Consider the following 23,817-nt stretch of genomic DNA (forward strand, 5'->3'; position numbering starts at 1 on the left):
ATGGCAAAAGCGTTTGAAAGCATGATGCAGATACAAAATGTTGAAGCCATAGCGGTTACTGAAATTAAGAATGAAAAAAACGGCAGTATTAAAGTGGAAGCAATGGAAGCTAAAAAAGTGACTGTAATAAAACCATACCAAAAGATAATAAAAAAAATGGATTATACGACTAAAACAGAACTGCCGGGACAGGATACAGCCGGAGCAGATTTAATGCCTGCCGCGCAGGAACAAAAATATCTTTATCCCAAATGCCTTTTTGGGATGCAGGAGTATTTTGAAAACTTTGATTTTACGCTTGTTGATAAAGACGAAAGGATTAAACAGGGTAAAGAAGAAGTTATTGCGATAAAAAAAGGGCAGGAAACGGATTATCCGCAGATAAGAATAACAGTAAACGGAAATGATGTTGAAATGATGAAATTTTTTGCCATGGACGGAAAGAAATATTACGAGCTTATAGTGGATAAGACAGAAAAAATAAAAGCCATAAACGTTCCTGTTGAAATGACAGAAAAGTTCTATACTAACAACGGGATAATGATTAATGTACTAAAGTATGAAAATATAAATTTTTAAATTAAAAATAAGTGCGGGCTGCAATGTGCAAAAAAAAGCCGGGTATAAAAATAAGATGCACCATTGCATAAAAAAGAGCCGCTTTTAATACTTGCACGCGCCGACAGCGGCAAAATGTGTGTTAAACACCAGCAATTTGGCCGAAATCTCCACCGCCATTAAATCGATAAATTATTAAGTTACAATATATGGACTTGTAGGGCCGACACTCCTGCGCTGTTCAGGTGTATATGTTTTCAAACTGATTATTTTCTGTGAACAATTTGAGAGTAAACTGTATAATTATTTTTCATTTAAAAAGGATGAATCAACTGCGCGGACAGCGCAGAAGCGCTGTTTCTACAAAAAAAGTAAATTTAAAACACAGATTTAAAAATAGTAGTATATTCTTTTAAACGTTGATTAAAACTTGACTAACATAAAATTTTATGTCATGTTTTTGGTAACGATATACTTTAACAGTTTGACGAAGATGGCAAAGGTTTTTACAAGAAAAAAGGCAAAAGAAATGTTTGATAAAAGCAAAGGGGCGGTAAAATGGGCGGAAAGTATAATCTGAAAAAGACAGCAAAACACATAGCGAAAAAACTTAATGCAGACGGGATTCCCGTGTCCAATATTACTGTTTTCGGCTCGCAGGCAAAGGGAACTGCTGACAGTAAAAGTGATATAGATATGGTGATAGTTTCTGACGCGTTTAAGGGGAAAAACCTGATAGAACGCGGAAGGATGATAACAGAGGCGGAAAGGGATGCAATAAGGGTCTTTGACGCGCCTTTTGATATTCTTACAATGACAAACAAGGAATACAGAAGCGGCAGTTCGGTTATGGCAGTTACAGCCCTGCAGGAAGGCAGGGTGGTTTACGGCGGTGAATCAAACCTTACTGCGGTGTCAGAACAACTGGCGGCTTTAAGGGTAAAAAAAAATATTTCCCAGCGGGAATTATCAAGGCGCACTAAAATACCGCAGCAGGAAATATCCAATATTGAAAAGGGAAGGCGCAATATCACGATTGAAACACTTGAAAAAATGAGCGGCGGATTAGGCGCAAAATTAGATATAAGAATAAAATGAATGGGTATTTATTAAATTTTTTTGTTGTAATCTTATTCTTTTAAAAAAACTTTCAAAAAAAACCTACATATACCTTGCCATTTATTTCTTGCGTGGTAAAATGTTGCGTTGATATTTAAAAAATCTCATATGAAATCATACAGGAGAAATAATTGGAACTTCGTGAACTTTTAAATGAAGAACAGGTGCAGGCCGTTATGCACAAAGAAGGGCCGCTTTTAATACTTGCAGGCGCCGGCAGCGGCAAAACGCGCGTTATTACATACAGGCTTGCCTGGCTTTTATCGGAACATAATGTGTCCCCTGAAAATATCCTGTGCGTCACGTTTACCAATAAAGCCGCGCAGGAAATGAAATCAAGGGCCAGAAAAGTCGCGGGCAAGAAAGTGGATAAGGTATGGATGAGCACGTTTCATTCTTTTGGGGTGCGCGTTTTAAGGCTTCACGCGGATCTTTTAGGATATGACAAAAACTTTACCATATATGACCAGGAAGACAGGGAGCGCCTTTTAAAAGAGTGCATGCATGATGCCAAGGTGTCGGATAAAGAAATGAAAGTATATGACTGTATGCGCTATATTCAGGACGCCAAAAATTCCCTTATTACCCCCGCGGAATACATGAATGATTACGGTACGGAATATGAAAAAGGAATGGTTGCAAGGATATATGAAATTTATGAAAAGAGGCTCAAACGCAATAATTCAATGGACTTTGACGACCTTATCTGGAAGCCGCTGGATCTTTTCAATAATAACCCGGATGTCCTGGAAAAATACAGGGAGCAGTTCAAGTACATAATGATAGACGAGTATCAGGACATTAATCACGCGCAGTACATGCTTATTTCAATGATGGCGTCCAAATATAAAAATATATGCGTGGTGGGCGATGATGACCAGTCCATTTACCGCTTTCGCGGCGCGGATATTACAAACATCCTCAATTTTGAAGAAGATTATCCGGACGCAAAGGTAATAAGGCTGGAACGTAATTACCGCTCCACACAGACTATTCTGAAAGCCGCGCATAAGGTGATTCAGAATAACGCCGACAGAAAAGAAAAAGAGATGTGGACTGATAACGACAAGGGCGAAAAGATAATTTTCTATTACGTTGATGATGAAGTAATGGAAGGCGAAGCCATTTTAAATGAAATAGACAAACTGATGCGTCTGCACGGGGCGGATTTAAAGGACATAGCAATATTTTACCGCACCAACGCGCAGTCGCGCTCCATTGAAGACAGGTTAAGGCGCGCGGGGCTTCCGTATAAACTTGTGGGCGGATTCAGTTTTTACGGCAGGATGGAAATAAAAGACATGCTGTCGTACATGAGGATAATTGCCAACCCGCGCGACGTGATAAGTTTTAAAAGGATTGTAAACGTGCCGCCGCGCGGCATCAGCGATACCACGGTGGAAAAGGTGGAACAGTTTGCTTTTCAGAATGACATAACCCTTCTTGAAGCCCTTGGCAGGACACAGGAGGCGGAAAATATAAAACCAATGGTAAAGCAGTCTTGCTCTCAGCTGCACGCGCTTTTGACGGGGCTGGCGATAAACAGGAACAATATGAAGTTGCGGGACCTTATGGCGGAAATTCTGACCGGCACAGGGTATATTTCTTTTTGGGAAAATGACCAGAACCCCAAAGCAAAGGAAAGGATAGAAAACGTAAAGGAACTTGTTTCTGCTGTGGCGGAATTTGAAGAAGAAAAAACAGACGCGACACTGGAAGATTTTTTATCCCAGGTGGCGCTTATATCCGAAGTGGATAAACTTGACGAAAACGCCGATGCCGTGACACTTATGACAATACACAGCGCCAAAGGCCTTGAATTTGACAATGTATTCATAGCGGGTATGGATGAAAAAATATTTCCGCACAAAAACTGCATAGAAGAAGAGGGCGGAATAGAAGAAGAACGCCGGCTTGCTTATGTGGGAATTACACGCGCAAGAAAAAGGCTTTATCTGCTCTCCGCCATCTCCCGCAGGCAGTTTGGCGCCAGGACGCTTGGCGCGATTTCAAGGTTTATAAACGAGATTCCCGAAGAATACCTGCACCACAAAGGCAGGCCGCCTGCAAAACAATTAGATGAAAAATTATCCGGCGCTGTGCATGACATGGGAATAGACGCGCAGCCCAATTATGAAGGTGTGGACGCGGAGCCTGCGGCAATGCAGCTGGAACCGGGGGATAAGGTAAGCCACATAAAGATGGGCGAAGGAATTATCACTAAAATAGAGCCCTATGGGGATGATTACAGGATAACCGTGATGTTTAAAAAGAACGGGAGAAAAGAGCTTTCCGCGAAATACGCCGGGCTTGCTAAAATCTGAACGAATTCAAATGTGATCTTTAATGTAGAGGCGCAATATATTGCGTCTCGTTTTTAAAACAAGACGCACCATGGTGCGTCTCTACTTTGTAATAATCACTCCCGTTTCCCCCGTGCTTTTGCCTTCATTGACACCCGCCTTTTCTTGTGTTAAATTGGGTAATATTGGCAGAAAAGGGGTGCGGTGTGGCTGAAGACGATGATTTAAAGTTTTCTATGGACGATATTATAGATATGGTTTCGGAGCTTTTCGGCGAAAAAGTTGAAAAAATTGACGCCGCGAAAGCAAAGGATATTCTAAAGCAGGAAACAGAAAATATGTTTTTATCCGGCATTAAAATGGCGGAAGCATCCGAAGTGCCGGCAGAGGAAGACCTTTTAAAGGAATACAAAGCGGAAAAAATAACCGCGATGGATATTTTTGGCATTGAAGAAGAGGCAAAAAAAGAAGAGGTTCTGCCGGCGGGTGTAAAAAAGCTTCCGGAACTTGACCCTGAAAGGCTGAAAAAAAGGGAAGAACTTTTAAGAAAACTTGAAGAAAATGACAGAAAAGCGGCGGAAGCGGCGGCAAAAACAATTCCGACAGAACCGCAGGCAGTTCCTAAAACCGCGGTTTTTTCCTATAATGAGATTATTATGATGATATCTATTTTTGACGCGTCGCAGCAGATTTTTATGGCGCTGCTTTCAAAACTTATAAAAAAGACGCCTGTTCTGAATATGTTTTTAAAGACCCTGGAAAAAGCCATGAAGAACAACCCGGAAATATTAAGAAAAGCCGATTTAAACAGCAAAGGCGGCGCAAGGGCGGACGGTTCGCTTGAGCCGGGAAGGGTTTTTTCAAATTATAACGCATTGCAGGAACCGGCAGAAAAAAAGCTGTTTAAATTCCTCGCGGCGTTAAGGGATATATTTGAAGAGCGGCTGATAGCAGTGGAAATGGCGGCGGGGATAGAGACAAAAGATGAAGTTATGTCCAATATACTGATTCAGTCGGAAAAACTGTTTTATAAAAAAGAGTATCCAAAAAAACTGACATACGCGTTTTTTAAACATGTGGTTCCAAACACCACCTTAAAGCCGGGAGAATAGAAAAAATGGATAATAATGATGAGATACAGGCGGAAAATTCCGCGGCGCTTACAGAGGAAGAAGAGGCCCTTTTAAGGGAGTTTGAAGAGGAGCGCAGGGAAAAATCCCCGGAGCCCGAACAGAAAAAGGAAGAAGCCGCGCCTGTAAACGGCGGTTCTGCCAAAGCCACGGAAGCGGATGTGAAAGAGCTGCGCAAACTTATAGAAGAAGAGATGCGCGCCAAAATAGAAAATGAACTGCGCGCCAAGATAGAACTTGAATTAAGGGTGGACCTTGCGGATCAGATAAGGGCGGAAATAGAGCCGGACATAAGAAAGCAGGTTGAAGCGGAAATGAGGGTTAAGTACGAAGATATAATGAAAGACGTGGAAAAAGTGGAAGCGGACGTGGCGCTGCGCGAAAAAGAGATGAGAAAAAAAATAGAAGCGGAACTTGAAGCCAGAATTCGCCGGGATGTGGAATTTGAAAGAAATAAGAAGCAGGAAGAGATAATTAAAAAACTTGAAATGATAGAAAGCATAGAGTCAAAAAACGCAAGGCTTCAGGAAGATGAATTAAAGAAATCCCTTAAAGAAGAGATGAAAAAAGAGATAGAAGAAGAACGTGAAAAGAAAAAAGCCGAACTGCTGAAAAAACTTGAAACTTCGCAGAAGTCCACGATAACCGACCAGCTTAAAAAAGAAAAAGTAAGGCAGGAAGTTCAAAAGCGCGGCGCGGTGGTTATAGCGCACAGCGAAAAACTTGTGCTTTTAAGGCTGTTTGAAGAGACTCAGAAAATACTTATGGAACTTATGACCGCGTACATGTCCGCTAAAAAAGTGGAAACAATTTTTGTGCGTTCCGTGGAAAAAGCAGAGAAGAAAAACCCTGAAGTGCTTAAAAAAGCCGCTGTGGATAAGGACGGAAAGTTAAGGCATGACGGTTCCATGGAACTGGCGCGCGTGCTGTCCAATGTTAACGCGCTTACAGTACCGGAAGAGAAAAAGAGCCTGTTATTCTTCGCGGCGCTGCAGGACATATTTGACGAGCGCATATTAGAAGCGGAATTAGGCACAGACCTTGAAACAAAAGACAAAATAATGTCAGCGCTGCTTGCAAAGGTGGACCGCGTGTTTGCCAAGAGCGAATTTAACAGAAAAATGGGAAACTATTTCATGGAATATATAGTTCCAAATACCAGCATGCAAAGCGGTGATAATATATGAGCGCGGGTAAGTTCGGGCTTTTGACAAGGCAGGAACTTGAAGCGCAGGAAGAAAAATTTCTTGCCCCCTACGCGATGAAAAGCAGGGATACCAGGGGAAGGCGTTATAAAGAAACAGAAGACCCTTTTCGTTCCGTTTATCAGCGCGACCGCGACCGCATAATACATTCCACCGCGTACAGAAGGCTTGAATATAAAACACAGGTTTTTGTAAACCTTGAAGGCGATTATTACCGCACAAGGATGACCCATACCGCGGAAGTGGTGCAGATAGCGCGGTCCCTTGCAAAAGCGCTGCGCCTTAACGAGGAACTTACCGAATCCATAGCGCTGGCGCATGACATAGGGCATACGCCTTTCGGACATTCCGGTGAAGAAGTATTAAACAGGTTAATGGAAGATGAAGGCGGGTTTGAACACAACATTCAAAGCTTAAGGGTGCTGGACAAACTGGAACTTAAATACCCGGATTTTGTGGGTCTTAACCTTTCGTGGGAAACGCGCGAAGGCATAATAAAACACAGCTCTGATTACGACAATCCCCATACAAAGGAATACGAGCCAAAACTGGCGCCCACATTGGAAGCGCAGGCGGTTAATTTTGCCGATGAGATTGCCTATAACTCCCATGACTTTGATGACGGCATCACTTCCGCCATCCTAAGCGTTGAATCCTTAAAGACTTTAAAGATATGGGGAGAGATGGAAAAAAAGATAGATATGAAAAAATTTGAAGAACTTCCCCTTGAAATGAAAAAATATAACATTACAAGGGCTCTTATAAATGTGCAGATTACAGCCCTTTTAAAAAACACCATAGAGAACCTGGAAAAAAATTCAATTGATTCTGTGCATAAGGCAAGAAAACACAAAGAAAACCTTGTGACCTTTGACCCGGTGATGAAAGACATGCATAAAGACCTTAAGGATTTCCTTTACAGAAATTTTTACAAACATTACAAAATAATCCGAATGGAATACAAGGCGGAAAAGATTATAAAAGACCTTTTTGAGATTTATGAAAAAAAGGGCGCGGTAAAAGACAAACGCAAGAAAGACGTGATAAACTCGATATTACCGCCTGATGTAAGAAAAAGGCTGGGGGAAGATTCTTTAAAAAGGGTTATCTGCGATTATATAGCGGGTATGACAGACAGGTCCATACTTGAAGAATACAAAAAACTTTATGACCCTTATGAAAAGGTTTAAAACATATCAGGGTTTTCGGAGGTAATAAAAAGTGAACCTTATAGACCTGCTTGAAAAAGCTGCGGAAAAAAACGGAAAAAAAACATTCTTAATAGAAGATAAGAAAAAACCCGTAAGTTTCGGGGATACCAGAAAAAGAGTCATTGAACTTGCATCCGGCCTGTCAAAACTTGGCGTTAAAAAAGGCGAAAGGGTCGCGCTGCTGCTTAACAACAGCCCTGAATTTATTTATTCCTACTTTGCCGCCCAGTACCTTGGCGCGGAGATAATACCGCTTAACACTTTTTTAAGGCTTGAGGAAATAATATACATCCTGAATGATTCAAACGCGGTGGCGCTTATAACATCCCCTGATTTTTACCCTGTGCTTAAGGATTTCAGCATATCAAGGGCAAACAGGTTAAAACATATTATTTCCACCAACGATTTGAAAGAGATAAAATGTTTAAATTTTCAGCAAGTGCTGTCAGATACACCTTTTACGCCTGCTGTGCCAAATGATACGGACACCGCGGCCATTATTTACACGTCCGGAACAACGGGGCATCCCAAAGGCGCCATGCTTACCCACAGCAACCTTGTGTCCAACGTGGAACAGTCAATAAAGGCGATAAATATCAAACCAAGCGACAGGTTTATCATATTCCTTCCCATGTTTCATGCTTTTTCATTTACCGTATGCGTGCTTATCCCGCTGTATGTAAACTGTAAACTTACAATAATAAAATCAATACAGCCGTTCAGCAATATAATTAAAGCCATCATGAAGGACAGGATATCCATATTTGTGGCCATACCGCCTGTTTATAATGTGCTGGCAGGAAAAAAAATACCAAGATGGCTTCTGTGGCTTAATCCTATAAGGCTGTGTATTTCCGGAGCTGCCCCGCTTGCGGGTGAAGTATTAAAAAACTTTGAAAAAAAGTTCAGGGTGCCCCTTATGGAAGGGTATGGTTTGTCTGAAGCGTCACCGGTGGTATCGGTAAACCCTTTTGATAATACAAGAAAAGCCGGTTCCGTGGGAAAACCCATACCGGGTGTTGAAGTGCGTATAGTTGATGAAAACGGCAAAGATGCAGAGCAGGGTTCCGCCGGAGAAATAGTGATAAAGGGCCCCAATATAATGAAAGGGTATTACAACAGGGAAACGGAAACAGCGGAAGTCTTAAAAGACGGCTGGCTGTTTACCGGAGATATAGGAAGGATTGATACGGACGGGTATCTCTTTATAATGGACAGAAAAAAAGACCTTATACTTGTCAACGGCATGAACCTTTACCCGCGGGAAGTGGAAGAAGTGCTTTATCGCCATCCTGCGGTGGCCGATGCCGCCGTGGTGCCTAAAAAAGACAGCGTGCACGGCGAAATACCCATAGGTGTTATTCTGCTGAAAGAAGGCGCGTCGGCAACTGACGCGGAACTTAGAAAATTCTGCAAACCTCACCTTGCCAATTTCAAGGTGCCTCACAGATTTGAATTCTGGGCTGAAATTCCAAGAAATGCCACGGGTAAAATATTAAAGAGAGAAATTAAAAGGATAATTAATGAACAACAGCAGGGTTAAAATATGCATATGCCAGCTTAATACAACTGTCGGCGACATCAGGGAAAATACATCCGCCATTCTGTTAAAAGCGCAGGAAGCCGCTGATAACGGCGCGGAAATAATCGTATTTCCTGAACTGACAGTTACCGGATATCCTCCGGAAGACCTTCTGTTAAAGAGAAAGTTTATTGATGATAATATTAAAGCCTTGAAAAACGCGGCAAAAAAAATAAAAGGTATTATCGCCGTAATAGGGTTTGTGGAGCGCGAAGGCGGGGTAAATTACAATTCCGCGGCCGTGGTTTCAAACGGCAGAATATCCGGAATTTACAGAAAAAGCCTGCTTCCCAATTACGGTGTTTTTGACGAGAAACGGTACTTTGGGCACGGGAATAAAAATTATATTTTTAAGGTACGCGGCATATCCTTTGCGGTAAGTGTGTGCGAGGATATCTGGTATAAAAATCCGGTTCTGGAAAAAACCAAAGGCAGAGCGGACTGGATAATAAATATAAGCGCGTCGCCTTATCATATGGGCAAGGGTATGGAAAGGGTGCGTGTTTTTTCCGCGGCCGCGAAACATTATAAAGCGGGGATAATATATTCCAATCTGTGCGGCGGCCAGGATGAACTTGTCTTTGACGGCCACAGCCTTGTGATAGATAAAAAAGGAAAATTAATAATGCAGGCCGCGCAGTTTAACGAAGATATGGCATATTTTTACAGTGAAAAAAATTCCGCGGTGAAAGATAAAAACACCGCCGCAAACAAACGGCTTTCCAGGGAAGAGGAAATTTATAGCGCGCTTGTGACAGGCACAAAAGATTATATAAGAAAGAACGGTTTTAAAAAAGTAATAGTGGCTTTAAGCGGGGGTATTGATTCGGCTATTGTGTCTGTTATAGCCGCCAAAGCCGCCGGGAAAGAAAATGTAACGCTTATATTTCTGCCCACAAAATATTCTTCCAAAGAATCTTTAACTGACGCAAAGGCAATGGCCGAAAATCTTGGAATAAAGCTTCAGGTTCTGGCAATTCAGGATATAGCGGACCTTTATAATAAGAAACTGCAGGGGCTGTTTGCCGGAATGCGGCAGGATATAACAGAAGAAAACCTTCAGGCCAGGATAAGGGGAAATATAGTAATGGCAATGTCCAACAAATTTAACGCGCTTGTCCTGACCACCGGCAACAAAAGTGAAATGAGCACCGGCTATGCCACACTTTATGGTGATATGGCAGGCGGCTTTGCGGTTATAAAAGACGTGCCCAAGACAATAGTATACGATTTATGCCGCCACATAAATAAAAAAAACGGCGGGGAAGTTATTCCCGTAAACATAATCAAAAAGGCGCCCACGGCAGAACTTAAATTTAACCAGAAAGACCAGGATACCCTGCCGCCTTATCCCCTGCTGGACAGTATTATTAAAGATTACGTTGAAAACGACATGACGTTCTGCGAGCTTAAAAACAAGTATGACAATGAAATATTAAGAAAAGTTCTAAGAATGATTGACCTGGCGGAATATAAAAGAAGGCAGGCGCCGCCCGGAGTCAAAATAACGCCCAAATCTTTCGGCAAAGACAGAAGGATGCCTATTACAAATAAATACAGGGAATAATGTAATACAAAAGCGGTTTTAATACGTCATACATTTATAAAGCTCACGGAATTAAGATTTTTTATTTGCACTTTTATTTGCGCGTGGTATATTAAATAAACAAATTCAGGAGGATTAAAATGAAAAAAATCATTATGGCAGTTATGCTGATTGCGTTTGCGTCAGCGGCGTTTGCGGCGCCTTATCTGTACATTTCCAACAGCCAGTTCAAGAAAATATCGGTTTTTGACACGGCGGTGAATAAAGTGATTGGGGAAATAAAAGCGCCTTATTCTGTAAAAGACCTGAAACTTTCACCTGACAATAAATATCTGTACTTTTTAAGTTCGGAAAATAATTCACTGTACAGGATTGTCACAAAAAATCACAGGATAGACGATGATTTTGTAAACGTGGGGTACATGCCGCTTACTTTTGAAATAACGAATGAGGGGAAATTTGCTTACGTGGCAAACAGCAAATCAAGGAATGTTTCCGTCGTTGACCTTCAGAAAATGGAAGCTGTATCTGACCCGATACAGGTGCCGGGATCTCCCAGAGTTGTTGCAATAACAGATGATGATCAGAAAGTTTATGTTGCTCTTGGCGGAAACGCGGGTGTGGCGGTTATAGATACAGCTTCAAACAAGCTTAAAAAAATTATTGAAACCGGGGCTGACCCATGGGGCATGGAATTAAAATATCCGAATCTTTATGTTTCAAACGAGGGGCTTGCAAGCATTTCCGTGATTGACGTAAGAAATGATAAAGTTGTAAATGAAGTTATAACATCCGACACCCCCAGGGGTATTGCATACCACAACGGGATGATATATGTATCGGTAATGAACGGTATTGATGTGTTTGAAACCAAAAGGTTTGAAAAACCCGCTTCCATGGGCGTTGATTATGTTGTCTATGACGCGGTTTACGGTAAAACAACTTCGGGAAATAAAATATATGTAGCGGGATATGATAAAGGAAGCGCTACAGGAAAAATAGTTGTAATAGATCCGGAAGTAAACGAAGTGGTAAGCGAAACAGATATTGACGGCTGGCCGTACTATCTGGAAATAAGAAAAATAAGGCCTACGGCAACCCATACGCCCACATCAACAAACACAAGCACTCCCAAAGCCACAGTTACCCACACTTTCACGCACACCCCAACTTTTACGCATACCTTCACGCCTACAAACACTTATACAAAAGTGCCCACAAAGAGGCCCACAAGAAAGCCCACGCCCAAACCTACAGCCGCTCCTTCGCTTTTAAGCGAGGATTTAAGGGGCAAAGTGACAATGGGGGGGCAGCCTGTTGCCAATGTAAAGGTAAAGGCCATAAGCAAACATAACAATAAAATAGTTGAAGTTAAAACAGACAGCTCGGGGTACTTTAAATTCAACAAACTTACATTAGGCGCTTACATAATAAGCGTGGAAGCAACTTATATAAAGGAAAAAGCCGTGGCATATACCGTAAACCGGGGCGTTGAAAATTATATTGTGATAAAAGTGAGCAAAAGAAAGTAAAAGGCATCTGATTAAAATTAAAAGGCCTTCCCGTTAAAGGGAAGGCCTTTTTTATTATTAGGGGCGGTTTTAAAGGTATTTAATTACGTGTTCTTTGGTGAAAAAGCAGGCGCCTTTTGATGACAGGTTGGCGGCAGCCGCGGCATTTGCCCATTTGGCGGACTGCGCTATGCTCATCTTATTTGAAAGGCCGTATAAAAGCCCCGCTGAAAAAGCATCGCCTGAACCAACGGGAGAAATAATGTTTTCTACCGCGCACGGCGGGTGATAAGTGTGTTTTCCGCTGCTGTATATCATTGCCCCGCTTTCCCCAAGGGTCACGATAAACAGCCATATGCCGTATTTGGACGACAAGAGAGCGGCAAATTTTTCCAGTTTAGACATGCTTTTTAAGTTTACGGAAAAAGCCTCTTCAAGTTCTTTTAAGTTTATCTTAACGATACCGGGGCCCGCTTTAATCGCGTGAAATAAAAAATGGCCGGAAGTGTCTATCATTACCTTTTTTTTATCCGCTGTTTTTTCAATGGCTTTAACATAAAAATCCGCGGGAAATTCTTTCGGAAGGCTTCCTGAAAAAAGCACGTATGATGATTTTTTTGAATTCTGCTGTATTTTACCCAGGACAAGCCCCGCGGTTTTGCCGGGGGTTTTAAAAGAAGATTCGCTGTTTATTACGGTCTCGCTGTGTTCTTCGGTTTCGTTTATTATCAGGCACGTTCTGTTTGCCCCCGCCGCCTGCACCAAATCTGTTTTAACGCCGTATTGCGCGCAGAAGGTTTCCACCGCGTTCAGGCTTTCAGCGCCGCACAGCCCTGTTAAAAGTGTTTTTTCGCCAAGTGCAGACAGGGCTCTTGCCGCGTTTAAGGCTTTTCCGCCGGGATAAGAGTTTATTTCCGCGGCGCGAAGGACGCTGTTATGTTCAAAACGCGGTATTGATACGGATATATCCTGCGTGGTGTTTAAAGAAACGGCAAGTATCATTTAAAATAAGTGATAATTACGGCAGAGGTAATAACCCAAAGGCAGATGTCTATAATCATGGGAATGTCTTTTAAAAAGATAAGTTCGGGCGCGCCGCCAAGATTTTTCTTGTGCATAAGGTAAAGATATCTGAAGATGCCGTAAAGTACAAACGGTATTGTAAACATCATGTAATGGCGGTTTGAAGCGGTGCTGGGGGAAAAAGTATAAAGGCAGTATGCAATAAGGGTGGAAGAAGTCACAATTGATATCATTTCATCAAGCAGCTGCGGCGAATATTCGGCCAGGGTTTTTCTGTGTTTTGAAGCGTCATTTAAGGTTAAAAGTTCATGCCTTCTTTTGGAAAGAATCACAAAAAGAGCCAGTAAAGTTGTGCAGACCAGAAGCCAGGGGGAAATTACAGCTTCTATTATAAAAGCTCCGGCAACAGGCCTTAAAACAAAACCCGCGGCCACTTCCAGCACGTCAAGGATAACGATGTGTTTCAGATAATAAGTATAAAGCATAGTCATTACTATGTATGAAAGCAGCACTATAAAAAAGTTGAAATTAAGAAAAAAAGCGCCTGTAAGGGAGATTATAAAAAGCAGGCCGGCAAGCGTGACGGCAAAAGCGCTGTCTATGGCGCCTGAAGCAATGGGCCTGTTTTTTTTAAGGGGATGAAGCCTGTCTTCTTTTATGTCTTTAAGGTCGTTTATGATATAAAGCGAACTTGCGGCAAAACAGAAGAGAAAAAAGCCCGTAAGTACTTTTAAGAATAAAGGCAGGTTTAAGATGTTTCCGGTAAAGACCAGCGCTGCAAAAAGAAGCAGGTTTTTAATCCATTGTTTTACCCTTAACAGTTCCGCAATGGTTTTAAAGTGGATGTGCATGATTTTAGGGAATAAGCCTTAAATGGTCTATGTAAAGGACAACGTCCTGCGTTTCCGCTTTGGTATCAAGATAAAGGGTGACGGAAACTATATTGGCGATATCTATCCTTTTGCTGACAACATCTTCAATTATTATTTCAAGTTTATTCTTGCCTTTAACAACGGGCCTTAAAGCCAGATACTCGCGGCCGGCAGCGTCATTCAGTTTGATATAGAAATCATATTTTTTTTCTTCGTTGTTATAAATATCAACGCCAAATTTCTTATACTGCGACCAGTCTGTTACTTTAAGCCTGGTAAGCGTATTTATACTTATAATCATGGGGGAAATCCAGGAAGCGGTCTTTTTAAGCTCCCGTTCCGTCAGAAAATCTGCAGGGATGGAAAAGGTTGCTTTGGCGCTGTATTTGCCCTTTGTGGCGTGTTTTTTAAACTGTTCAAGTTTTACATAGCCGTAGGTTTCCCATAAAAATTCGCCAAGGGCGGTTTCGGACTGTGTTTTTTCAAAACTGCACAGAAGGCCGCGGGCTTTAAGTTCGCTTTTGGTAAGTTTGGTGCTTCCGCCGGCAATAATAGAAATAAAAGCTGAAAGTATCAAAACTGTTATAAGTTTTACGCTGTATTTATTCACAATTGTCCTCCGGGATTCAAAATTTTAGTTATTTTAACAGTAAAGGGATAAAGCGTCAATATCATATTATTATAAGGAAAGAAAAGAAACGGAGGGACGGAAGGATATCGAGATTCGAGATTCGAGATTCGAAAATTGGATGAAGATCTTACAGGGGTTGGGAATGTTTTTTCAGGGGGTGCCGCGCTAACACTCTGTGTATACGGAGGGACGGAAGGTTGGAAGGTTGGAAGGTCGGAAGGTCGGTTTGGATCTGGTAGACGCGGGTCTTTAGCCCGCGGCAGTTGTTTTTTTTGGGGGATGGGTTTTGTTCCGGTAGGCGCGCCTTTTAAGGCGCGGCAGTAGAACATAAATAATTCATTACTACGCGCAGGCTAAAAACCTGCATCTATCAAACCTCAGTTCTTCCAATCCGTCTTAATTGCGGCGTGTGCTGAAAAAATATACCCAACCCGAGTAAAGCCGGGGGCCAAAAGGGCGGTTGAAGCGGGGTTACATGATAAAGCATGCGGGAAAAGGTGTTGTTAATGTGTTATTATTAAGTACTTATAGGGAACTTAAGAATGTGTTTGCACGCTGTTTTGCAGGGATAAATTAAGGAGGATATAATAAAAATATGACACTTATGCGCCGTTTCAGGCTGTTGTTTTCCCCTTTTCATAGGAGGATAAACTATTATAAAAATTACTCTGTTGTCATGAAACGCGATTTGAATACCATGTCCATATACAGCGCCCTGAAAAAAGAAGCGGGAGAATCAAAGGATATACTGGATTTCGGCTGCGGTATCGGGTATATAACGTCATTTCTTGGGGCAGCCGGTGTTGATGTAAATAAAGGCGCCCTTGCATTTGCAAAAAAACATTATCCCAAAATAAAGTTCATGAATAAAACAATAAAAGGGCTTGTAAAAGACAATAAAAGATATTCTGTCATAACGTGCGTGAATCTGATAGAACATCTGGAAGATGAAGCAAGGCGGGAGTGGTTTGAAGCGGTACCGAAAATTCTTAAAAAAAACGGAAAGCTGCTTATTATATACGATGACATGTACCATCCAATGCAGCTGTTATCAGGCGTTATACATCCGGGCATGCTTTTAACGGACCCGTCACATGTAAGGTGTTGGACACAGAAGCAATTCAGAAAAATGCTTGAAGAAAGTTTTGCGGTAGAAAAGGAAATAAAGGGAAACATACTTGCGCTGTTTCTTCCCTGGACCAACAGGTTTGCCACCGCAAGGTTATATGTGTGTAAAGTAAAATAGTAATATTTGCCTCATAAAATATTTGTCTTTTAACGGCGTCAATATAAGTTTTCAAACTTCCTAACTGCTGCCTTTAACAGGGATTTTAGCCTGCGGTTTCGATCTAACCGTGCATCCGTGCATCTGTCCCTCCGTCCCTCGTTCTTTTACGTCGCTTGCATATTTTCATAATTTGGTGTAATTTGTCTGAATATGATGCGGAGAAAAAGATGAACCAAAAATATAAAGAAACATTTAAAAAATACAGGGCTGAATTTGTAATTGGCACTCTTCTTATGCTTGCGGTTTTTCATTCCGCTTATTCCCTTTATCAGGGCCGGATGTCAGATTACCTTAATTCCTTTAATTACAATGTTGTGCTTATTGCTGCGGGCCTGGTGATAATATTTACGGCGCTTTTTTCCTACCCCAGGATATATAAATTCAAAATGCTGCTGTCCGGCGCCGTGCTTTCATCTTTTTTTATAAATCTTCTTCTGGTATATAACAGGCCCTTTAAAGGGGTCAAAGTTATGGATATTTCCCTTGATTTATATGAAAAAGCGCAATTGATGCCGGAAGGGTTTGGCATAAAAATTATGCTTCTTCTGCTGGCGTTAAACCTGCTGCTGGTGATACTTGCCACGGCCACCACGGGATTTGCCGCGGGCAGGGCGTGGGCTGTGTCGGTCTTTGTTTTTAATATTGCCGTTTATGTCCTTGTGCTTAATGTTTTTCCGGCGTTTGAAAAGGACAGTGATTCGTATTTTAATACGTTCAACCTTCTGGTGCTTGTTCTGACAATGATTTTTTCCATCCTTACAATAGAAGAAGAACACAATTTTGGAAGCGTAATAGTAAGCCTGGCTGTAACGGTTTTTTATCTTAATATGCACGCTGACCCTTATGAAAAAACGCTTATACTGGCGCCGGTTATGGGAATGATTTTATTTCTTGGGATGCTTGCGCACTGGATAAGCTGCCTGTTTCATATGGCCAATTATGATCCGCTTCTCAAAATTTATAACAGGCAGTATATGGAAGGCATAGTAAGCGGCGTGGCGGACGCGAAGATAGGAAATAAACTTGCGGTGATGATGATAGACATTGACCATTTTAAAAAGATAAATGACACCTACGGCCACGCGGCCGGGGATGTTGTGTTAAACAGGGTGGCGTCTATAATCCGGGAAACCGCGCTGCCGGAAGGCATTGTCTGCCGGTACGGAGGCGAAGAGATAATAGTTTTTTTAAGGGATAAAACCGCGGCAGAGGCGCATGCCAGGGCGGAAAAAATAAGAAAAAACGTAAAGAAAGCTGTTTTTAATTATAAAGGCAAATCAATAAAAGCAACACTTAGCATAGGCACGGCGTATTCCGATTCAGGGCTTAACGCAATTAGCGCAAAAATAAAACAGGCGGATGATAATGTTTATAAAGCAAAGAAAGCGGGCAGGGACAGGGTGGTAAATTAAGAGGGGTTTAACCTTAAACTTGTAACAGTTTTACGTTGTGTTATACTTTAAACATGGTATACGGAAAAAAATTTTGGGGGAGGTAATGTAATGCAGGATAAACCTTGTTTTGTTTATGTGACCGCGGACAGGCAGGAAGATGTGGATAAAATAGAAGAAGCGCTGCTTAATGAAAAACTTGCCGCCTGCGTAAGCGTTATGCAGGGGGTTCAGTCTTCTTATTGGTGGAACGGGACAATAGAAAAAGCCGAAGAAAAACTGATGATGATTGCCACCAAAGAAACGCTTGTACAGGAAATAACTCAAAGGGTAAATGAACTGCATTCATATGAAGTGCCGGAAGTGGCATGTGTTGAGATAAAAAACGGGAATCCAAACTATATAAAATGGATAATGGAAAATACAAAATGAAAAAAACAAAGATAGTGGCAACGCTGGGGCCCGCGACAGCGGGCGGTTCAAAGATACTTCAGCTGGCAAGAAACGGCGTAAACGTATTCAGGTTAAATTTTTCACACGGCGACTACCGCTTCTTTGAGGGCATATTAGCGGCCATTAAAAAAATCCGTTTGTCCGGCCTTCCTGTGGCTGTTATGCAGGATCTGCAGGGGCCCAAAATAAGGGTGGGAAAAATACCCGCGCCTATAACCCTTAAAAAAAATGAAAAAGTAATTATTTCCTGCGCCGGCAGATTTAACGCGGGCGCCGATATTAAAATTATTCCCATAGATGTCCCGATATTATTTAAATATGTAAAAAAAGGCAGTGAAATACTTATAAACGACGGAATGGTGCAGCTTAAAGTTATTTCCGCCGATACCGCAAAAAAAGAAATTCTGTGCTGCGTAACGGCGGGCGGCGATGTGGCGGGAAGAAAAGGCGTAAACCTTCCGGGGATAATACTTCCCATAAGTTCAATGAGTAAAAAAGACAGGCAGGACCTTGAATTTGGGCTTAAAAATAATATTGATATAGTGTGCCTGTCATTTGTAAGGCGCGCGGCAGACCTTGTGGAAATGAAAAAATTAATTAAAAAATTAAATCCAAAAAACACACCGCTTATCATAGCCAAAATAGAAAAACCGGAAGCGGTTAAGGATATAAAAGCGATACTTGCGGAAGCGGACGGCATAATGGTGGCGCGCGGCGACCTTGCCGTGGAAGCCGGTTATGCCAATATTCCCGAGTATCAGAAAAGGCTTATAAAAGCGGCCAACAACGAGGGCAAAATAGTTATAGTGGCCACGCAGATGCTTGAAAGCATGATAAACAACCCTTATCCCGGCCGGGCGGAAATAACAGACGTTTATAACGCGGTTGTGGACGGCGCGGATGCTGTTATGCTTTCCGGGGAAACATCAATGGGAAGGTATCCGGAAAAAAGCGTGACGGTAATGTCGGATATTTTACAAAAAGCGGAAGCGGATATGGAAAAATCCGGCAATATGCCGGTCTTTATAGAAACCGACCATGACTGTGAAAATGTAATTTCCTACGGAGCCGCTATAAGCGGCATGGTTTTAAAGAACAGCGTGATAGCGGTCTGCGCCTGCAGCCTGAATGATATAAGGTATATATCCGATTACAGGCCCAAAAATATGATTGCGGCGGTTACTCATGATAAAAATTTATTTTATAAACTGGCTCTTTATCACGGAGTGGTGCCGGTGTATGTAAAAAACAACACCCCCGAAAAAGCCGCGGAAGCCGTTAAGAAATGTTTTCCAGAAGCAAAGCATATTGTATTTGTGGATTTTCACGGTACAGGCGGGGAAAAAGGCAGGCTTTCTGTTTTTAAGGTAAACAAAAAAGGCTGATATTGCGTCTATTATTAAAGTTTTCTGAAATATAATAAAGAGGTGTCATATGAAAAAAACAGCCGTATTGATTTTTATTGGTATATTCCTGGTATCAACACTTTTAGCCGCCGGTAAAACCGCACCTGTTGTTTCAAAGAAAAAAACTCCTGTACCTTCAGCCGCGCAGGAATCGCTTTTTCCGGATAACGCAGCCGCGTACGTCAATGACGTGGAAGGCGAATGTCAGGTTAAAAGAAAGGGCGAAAGTTACGCGGAAACAATAAAAGACATTTTTATCCCGCTTTATGAAGGGGACACCGTATACACGGAAATACAGTCAAAACTGGAAATTATATTTGATGACGCCACAATCATAAAACTTGACCCAAACAGCAAACTGACAATTAAAATTTTAAAGAGGGGAAAAACAAATAAAACAATACTTGACCTTATAAAAGGAAGCCTGTTATCGGTTGTAAAAAAACTGACACAGGAAGAGGAATTTTCGGTAAAGACCAAAATGGCAATGGCCGCCGTAAAAGGCACCGAATTCGCGGTAGCGGCGGGCGATGATGATAAAGTGGCGGTTTTTGAAGGTAATGTGCTTGTTACAGGATATGATATGCAGGGTAATGAACTGCACAGCATAATACTTGATAAAGATAAAGAAACGGTTATAACAAAGAAATTACGCAAGCCCGAGAAAGCAAAAAAATTAAGCCGTAATTTTGTAAAAAGATACGGTGAAATAAAGGATATACGCGGTAAAATAGAGCATGTAAGGCAGCTGCGCAGGGACGGCAAAATAAAAAAATACAGGATTGAACGCAGGCTGGAAAGAATAGATAATTTAAAAATGATGAAATCAAGCCGTTCGCTCAGGGGAAAAATGAGCGCCGACCAGAAAGAATACATCAAACGCATGGAAGAACTTGAACCTTTCTACAGGGCCCAGCTTGATGAAATAGAAAGGGATGAAAGAAAGACAAAAAAGAGAATAAAGAAAATAATTGATAATAAAAAAGCATCAAGCGCAGCGGATGAAGAGTAATAACACCCTTATCGCGGAAAAATTACCGCATGGCACGCAGCTTATTATAAACAGGGCTTTCACGCCGCCTTATATTTTTAAATCTGGCGGAAAATTAAAGATCACAATATATAAAGAAAGAATAATAGGGGTATATCCGGTGATTTTTACGGATATTATGTATTTTTCCGCTGAAAGGCACAGTATAAAAAAAGTAATAACAGAAGGTAAAACAGGCAGCACCCTGAAAATTGCGGTTCATCATAACGGACGGCGCGATGTGCTGGCTGATAAGCTGAATAAGAATCAGGCGCAATTCATAATAAAAGAACTTAAAAAAAACCTTCCCAAATACATATTTAAATAAAATCATCTTTATGCGGGTTCCCGGAACTGTGCCTGAAACTGCGGGAACGGCTGTTTTGCGCTGTGAAACTGATTCTTTTATAAAATTCTAAGCTATTGTCACTTTTGCCCCGCGGGTGTATAATGATTTTGTTGTGAATAGGAGCAAAGATGAAGGAAACCACTAAAAAAGAAGTACCTCTTGAATTTGTAGAGGCATTAAATTACCCCGCAAAAAAACACAGGCCGCTTGGAAAGTGGCCGCTGTCGGTTCCCAAGGACCCGATTATAACTGACTATACGCCGATACCCGGAAAGAAAACTACGCCGAAAAATTTCTCATACTCTCTTATTTTCACGGCTTTTGATGTACGCGATTACGGGCCTGAAATAAAAAAATTCATAAAAATATTTGATAACCTTAACATCAAACGTTTTTATATAGAGTCCTACAGGGACGGATACAGCGTGGATCCGGTGCTTTTAAAGCAGGTAAAAAAAGACCTTGAAAAAGAAGGGTACGCGGTATCGGGCTGTGTTACCACGACGCACCTGTCTGACCTTGCCAAATATAATGAAAGCCCTTCGGCGGCAGGCTGCTATACGGATAAAACGGCGTTAAAAAACCTTAAAAAGACATTTGAAACCACGGCGTCAATTTTTAATGAAATTATAATAGATGACTGGTTTTTTACGGTGTGCAAATGTCCGGCGTGCGTTAAAGCAAAGGGCGTCAGGGAATGGCCGGAATACAGGTGCAGGATTATAGCGGACGCCGCTAAAAAATATATAATAGAGCCTTCTAAAAAAATAAACAGCAAAGTTAAGCTTATTTTGAAAGTGCCAAACTGGTATCAGGATTTTCATAAAAACGGTTATGACCTGGAAAGGCTTGTGCCGCTGTTTGATGAAATAGCAGTGGGGACGGAAAGCAGGGATCCTAAAATGACAAGGTTTATGCCGGTCCACGGGTCCATGTTATTTACTTACATAAAACAGCTTGCTCCTGAAAAGGTTAAAAAAGCGTGGTTTGATATCTATATGTGCGATGAAAAAATATTCACGGAGCAGGCATACCAGTCGCTTCTGGGCGGAGCAAATGAAATTATACTGTTCTGCGCGGGAATTATGCCGCAGAAAACCATGCGCCCGCTTGTAACCGCGCTTATTGATTCCACGGAAAAAATAGACAGGCTGTCGGGATTCAGCAAAATATTCACGGTGCCTGTAATAAGGGCCGCAAATACCGAAGGCGAAGAGTACCTTCACCAGTACCTTTTAATGGCGGGCATTCCGGCATACCTTACGCCTGCAGAGACAAAGTACAGGGAAAAACTGATAATATTGACGGAACAGTCCGCTCGCGAGCAGGACAGGCCGGCGCTGTTTAACAGGTTATTAAAATTAAAAAAAGATATTCTTATGACCACGGGTTTTGCCAAGTCCATAAAAAAATATTTCGGCGTGAAAGAGGTAAAAGAAGAAGTGCGGGTAAGCAGAATAAAATATGCCGGCCGCACGCAGCATATTGATGAAGAACTGTATTTAAAACTTGAAGTTACAGACGGAAAACACCTTGCCCTGTTAAACGACGCGTACCCTTATCTTTCGTATATTAAAATCAAAGAGAGCAAGGTATACGTGGCCAGCATACCGGTTTCTGCCGGGAAAATAAAAAATATTATAGGGCAGGAAGAACCGGACGATTACAGATATATGCTTAAATACCCTTGGTTTATAGAACCTATAAAAACTATCGTTAAACCTTATGCAAATGTTCTTTTATATAACGGGTTAAAGACACTGTTTAAGTACGATATTTAATAAGTTCTTCTGTTAATAAGGCGCGGGCTTGTTTGTTGTATGCTGTCCGCGTATTTTTTATGATGGTATTAAGTAAAGGGGAAAAATGAAAAAAATAATGAACGGTTTTATTATAGGCAGTGCTGCCGGTGTAATTGATGTTATTCCCATGATTCTGCAGAAACTTACATGGGATGCAAATCTTTCGGCGTTTTCTTTGTGGGTGGTAACCGGAGTGCTTGTATCCGTTACAGAAATTAAAGTGAAGCCTTTTTTAAAAGGAATAACAGTCGCGTTCATGGTTATTTTACCGTGCGCTATACTGGTCGGCTGGAAAGAGCCGGCAACGCTGATACCAATGTCTGTTATGATGATATTATTGGGAAGTTTGACAGGTTATTTTGTTAATAAAATGAACGGATAAAAAACGGAGGTAAGATAATAATGGAAATAATTAAAAAAGCAAAAGTAATGAAGACTGCGGGAAAGCCGCCGAAGAAGATAGAAGAATTTATCGGGATGGAAAGCAACGGGATAAAAGAGATAAGCATAGCGCGCATGAAAAGCCTTTCAGGCTGGAGCGAACCCGGGCAGACCCCTGATTTTGACGAATACATTACCGTTATAAAAGGTTTTTTAAGGGTAAAGACAAAAACAAAGACCGCGGATATTAAAGCGGGGCAGTCAGTGATTATGACAAAAGATACATGGGTGCAGTATTCCACCCCAAAAGGCGCGGAATATTTTTCCGTATGCCTGCCGGCGTTTACTATGAACTCCGTTCACAGGAATGAGAAATAGGGGCTGTTAAAATATATAATTTGACCCGGGGGTTTAATGGAAACCGTTAAAAAGATGTCCTGGACTATGTATTTAGTTGTGCTTATCTGTTTTTTAATGCCTTTTATGAAGATTTCCTGCGGAGGGCAGAGCGTTGCAACCGTATCCGGCGTGCAGCTGGTGACGGGGTTTGAAATGAGCACGGGTTATGACAGTCAGAAAGTGCCGGCAGATCCTAAAATAATCGCCGTATTAGCCCTTGCCGGACTGGGTTTAATAAGCCTGATAGTTTTCAAAAAATCAAAAGCCGCTTTTTGGACAGCCGGCGGTACAAGTGTTTTAGCGGCGGGGCTTCTGATTATATTTAAAATTGTAACGGATAATGATGTGTTAAAACAGGGAGAAGGCCTGGTGCAGGTCTCTTACGGGGCGGGTTATTGGGGCGCTTTGCTGATGAATACCGCGCTGGTTGTATTAATGTTTTATTTGGGTAAAAATTCCCGCAAAAAATAAGTTTTTTTTATTTTCTTATGATATAAGGGCAAAGGGCATATAAAGCGCTTTGCCATAAACCATTCAGGTTTAGATACTGTCAAGTATTGTGTGTAATTAAAAAGATTCATAAAAGGGGTTCTCTCCTGTAGTTGCCAGATTTCTTTCTAAAATAAG

The 23,817-nt window shown here is 41.6% G+C and carries 22 protein-coding genes; 19 read left to right on the forward strand and 3 right to left on the reverse strand.

The window, feature by feature from the left end:
* The 9 genes from JXR81_02445 to JXR81_02485 all read left to right on the forward strand — a co-directional run.
* The coding region (locus JXR81_02445) for a hypothetical protein (protein MBN2753707.1) at nt 1-579 on the forward strand (579 nt) is incomplete at its 5' end.
* A gap of 537 nt (nt 580-1,116) precedes the next feature.
* The gene (locus tag JXR81_02450; protein MBN2753708.1) at nt 1,117-1,656 is read left to right on the forward strand and encodes a helix-turn-helix domain-containing protein; all 540 of its coding nucleotides are present in this window, start codon (nt 1,117-1,119) and stop codon (nt 1,654-1,656) included.
* A 152-nt stretch (nt 1,657-1,808) separates the two neighbouring features.
* Nucleotides 1,809-4,001 (forward strand): UvrD-helicase domain-containing protein, encoded by a 2,193-nt coding sequence (locus JXR81_02455; GenBank protein MBN2753709.1) that lies wholly within the window; start codon nt 1,809-1,811, stop codon nt 3,999-4,001.
* A gap of 185 nt (nt 4,002-4,186) precedes the next feature.
* Nucleotides 4,187-5,092, forward strand: coding sequence for a hypothetical protein (locus JXR81_02460; GenBank protein ID MBN2753710.1), 906 nt, complete (start codon nt 4,187-4,189; stop codon nt 5,090-5,092).
* 5 nt (nt 5,093-5,097) lie between these two features.
* A complete protein-coding gene (locus tag JXR81_02465) occupies nt 5,098-6,297 on the forward strand; it encodes a hypothetical protein (protein MBN2753711.1) in 1,200 nt (399 codons plus the stop codon).
* On the forward strand, nt 6,294-7,505 hold the full coding sequence (locus JXR81_02470) for a deoxyguanosinetriphosphate triphosphohydrolase (protein MBN2753712.1): 1,212 nt from the start codon (nt 6,294-6,296) through the stop codon (nt 7,503-7,505). The genes JXR81_02465 and JXR81_02470 overlap by 4 nt, the downstream gene beginning before the upstream one ends.
* Before the next feature lie 31 nt (nt 7,506-7,536).
* Nucleotides 7,537-9,069 carry a long-chain fatty acid--CoA ligase gene (locus JXR81_02475; GenBank protein MBN2753713.1) on the forward strand — a complete coding sequence of 511 codons (1,533 nt, stop codon included), beginning with the start codon at nt 7,537-7,539 and terminating at the stop codon, nt 9,067-9,069.
* The gene (locus JXR81_02480) at nt 9,050-10,675 is read left to right on the forward strand and encodes an NAD+ synthase (protein ID MBN2753714.1); all 1,626 of its coding nucleotides are present in this window, start codon (nt 9,050-9,052) and stop codon (nt 10,673-10,675) included. Before JXR81_02475 ends, JXR81_02480 begins: the two co-directional genes overlap by 20 nt.
* A gap of 119 nt (nt 10,676-10,794) precedes the next feature.
* Nucleotides 10,795-12,186 carry a carboxypeptidase regulatory-like domain-containing protein gene (locus JXR81_02485; GenBank protein ID MBN2753715.1) on the forward strand — a complete coding sequence of 464 codons (1,392 nt, stop codon included), beginning with the start codon at nt 10,795-10,797 and terminating at the stop codon, nt 12,184-12,186.
* A 69-nt stretch (nt 12,187-12,255) separates the two neighbouring features.
* Here JXR81_02485 and JXR81_02490 read toward each other — a convergent pair whose 3' ends face one another.
* From JXR81_02490 to JXR81_02500, 3 genes are read right to left on the reverse strand one after another with little or no spacing between them, the layout of a single operon-like run.
* Nucleotides 12,256-13,167 (reverse strand): hypothetical protein, encoded by a 912-nt coding sequence (locus JXR81_02490; protein ID MBN2753716.1) that lies wholly within the window; start codon nt 13,165-13,167, stop codon nt 12,256-12,258.
* Nucleotides 13,164-14,033 carry a decaprenyl-phosphate phosphoribosyltransferase gene (locus tag JXR81_02495; GenBank protein ID MBN2753717.1) on the reverse strand — a complete coding sequence of 290 codons (870 nt, stop codon included), beginning with the start codon at nt 14,031-14,033 and terminating at the stop codon, nt 13,164-13,166. Before JXR81_02495 ends, JXR81_02490 begins: the two co-directional genes overlap by 4 nt.
* Before the next feature lie 10 nt (nt 14,034-14,043).
* Entirely contained in the window at nt 14,044-14,670 is a 627-nt protein-coding gene (locus JXR81_02500; protein MBN2753718.1) for a hypothetical protein, read from the reverse strand.
* 616 nt (nt 14,671-15,286) lie between these two features.
* Between JXR81_02500 and JXR81_02505 the strand changes: the two genes are divergently transcribed.
* The 10 genes from JXR81_02505 (at nt 15,287) to JXR81_02550 (ending at nt 23,661) form a co-directional block, all read left to right on the forward strand.
* Nucleotides 15,287-15,937: a class I SAM-dependent methyltransferase gene (locus tag JXR81_02505; protein ID MBN2753719.1), complete on the forward strand. Its 651-nt coding sequence runs from the start codon at nt 15,287-15,289 to the stop codon at nt 15,935-15,937.
* Nucleotides 15,938-16,146: 209 nt separating this feature from the next.
* Entirely contained in the window at nt 16,147-17,391 is a 1,245-nt protein-coding gene (locus tag JXR81_02510) for a GGDEF domain-containing protein (GenBank protein MBN2753720.1), read from the forward strand.
* A gap of 90 nt (nt 17,392-17,481) precedes the next feature.
* The gene (locus tag JXR81_02515; GenBank protein MBN2753721.1) at nt 17,482-17,802 is read left to right on the forward strand and encodes a divalent-cation tolerance protein CutA; all 321 of its coding nucleotides are present in this window, start codon (nt 17,482-17,484) and stop codon (nt 17,800-17,802) included.
* Nucleotides 17,799-19,208, forward strand: coding sequence for a pyruvate kinase (gene pyk / locus JXR81_02520; protein ID MBN2753722.1), 1,410 nt, complete (start codon nt 17,799-17,801; stop codon nt 19,206-19,208). The genes JXR81_02515 and pyk overlap by 4 nt, the downstream gene beginning before the upstream one ends.
* 49 nt (nt 19,209-19,257) lie before the next feature.
* The gene (locus JXR81_02525) at nt 19,258-20,241 is read left to right on the forward strand and encodes a FecR domain-containing protein (protein ID MBN2753723.1); all 984 of its coding nucleotides are present in this window, start codon (nt 19,258-19,260) and stop codon (nt 20,239-20,241) included.
* Nucleotides 20,231-20,587: a hypothetical protein gene (locus tag JXR81_02530; protein MBN2753724.1), complete on the forward strand. Its 357-nt coding sequence runs from the start codon at nt 20,231-20,233 to the stop codon at nt 20,585-20,587. Before JXR81_02525 ends, JXR81_02530 begins: the two co-directional genes overlap by 11 nt.
* Before the next feature lie 149 nt (nt 20,588-20,736).
* Nucleotides 20,737-22,389: a hypothetical protein gene (locus JXR81_02535; GenBank protein ID MBN2753725.1), complete on the forward strand. Its 1,653-nt coding sequence runs from the start codon at nt 20,737-20,739 to the stop codon at nt 22,387-22,389.
* Between the two features lie 85 nt (nt 22,390-22,474).
* Complete coding sequence (locus JXR81_02540) at nt 22,475-22,792, forward strand: hypothetical protein (GenBank protein MBN2753726.1); 318 nt, start codon at nt 22,475-22,477, stop codon at nt 22,790-22,792.
* Nucleotides 22,793-22,809: 17 nt separating this feature from the next.
* The gene (locus JXR81_02545; GenBank protein ID MBN2753727.1) at nt 22,810-23,169 is read left to right on the forward strand and encodes a cupin; all 360 of its coding nucleotides are present in this window, start codon (nt 22,810-22,812) and stop codon (nt 23,167-23,169) included.
* Nucleotides 23,170-23,205: 36 nt separating this feature from the next.
* Nucleotides 23,206-23,661: a hypothetical protein gene (locus tag JXR81_02550; GenBank protein ID MBN2753728.1), complete on the forward strand. Its 456-nt coding sequence runs from the start codon at nt 23,206-23,208 to the stop codon at nt 23,659-23,661.
* Nucleotides 23,662-23,817 lie beyond the last annotated feature (156 nt).

This window comes from Candidatus Goldiibacteriota bacterium, from assembly GCA_016937715.1.
In the GTDB taxonomy this organism is placed as follows: Bacteria; Oederibacteriota; PGYV01; order PGYV01; family PGYV01; genus PGYV01.

Coding starts and splice junctions, on each gene's coding strand:
- JXR81_02480 (MBN2753714.1), top strand. CDS start 9,050: ATGAACAACAGCAGGGTTAAAATATGCATATGCCAGCTTAATACAACT.
- JXR81_02505 (MBN2753719.1), top strand. CDS start 15,287: ATGACACTTATGCGCCGTTTCAGGCTGTTGTTTTCCCCTTTTCATAGG.
- JXR81_02485 (MBN2753715.1), top strand. CDS start 10,795: ATGAAAAAAATCATTATGGCAGTTATGCTGATTGCGTTTGCGTCAGCG.
- JXR81_02450 (MBN2753708.1), top strand. CDS start 1,117: ATGGGCGGAAAGTATAATCTGAAAAAGACAGCAAAACACATAGCGAAA.
- JXR81_02470 (MBN2753712.1), top strand. CDS start 6,294: ATGAGCGCGGGTAAGTTCGGGCTTTTGACAAGGCAGGAACTTGAAGCG.
- JXR81_02550 (MBN2753728.1), top strand. CDS start 23,206: ATGGAAACCGTTAAAAAGATGTCCTGGACTATGTATTTAGTTGTGCTT.
- JXR81_02490 (MBN2753716.1), bottom strand. CDS start 13,167: ATGATACTTGCCGTTTCTTTAAACACCACGCAGGATATATCCGTATCA.
- JXR81_02510 (MBN2753720.1), top strand. CDS start 16,147: ATGAACCAAAAATATAAAGAAACATTTAAAAAATACAGGGCTGAATTT.
- JXR81_02540 (MBN2753726.1), top strand. CDS start 22,475: ATGAAAAAAATAATGAACGGTTTTATTATAGGCAGTGCTGCCGGTGTA.
- JXR81_02530 (MBN2753724.1), top strand. CDS start 20,231: ATGAAGAGTAATAACACCCTTATCGCGGAAAAATTACCGCATGGCACG.
- JXR81_02465 (MBN2753711.1), top strand. CDS start 5,098: ATGGATAATAATGATGAGATACAGGCGGAAAATTCCGCGGCGCTTACA.
- JXR81_02535 (MBN2753725.1), top strand. CDS start 20,737: ATGAAGGAAACCACTAAAAAAGAAGTACCTCTTGAATTTGTAGAGGCA.
- JXR81_02525 (MBN2753723.1), top strand. CDS start 19,258: ATGAAAAAAACAGCCGTATTGATTTTTATTGGTATATTCCTGGTATCA.
- JXR81_02515 (MBN2753721.1), top strand. CDS start 17,482: ATGCAGGATAAACCTTGTTTTGTTTATGTGACCGCGGACAGGCAGGAA.
- pyk (MBN2753722.1), top strand. CDS start 17,799: ATGAAAAAAACAAAGATAGTGGCAACGCTGGGGCCCGCGACAGCGGGC.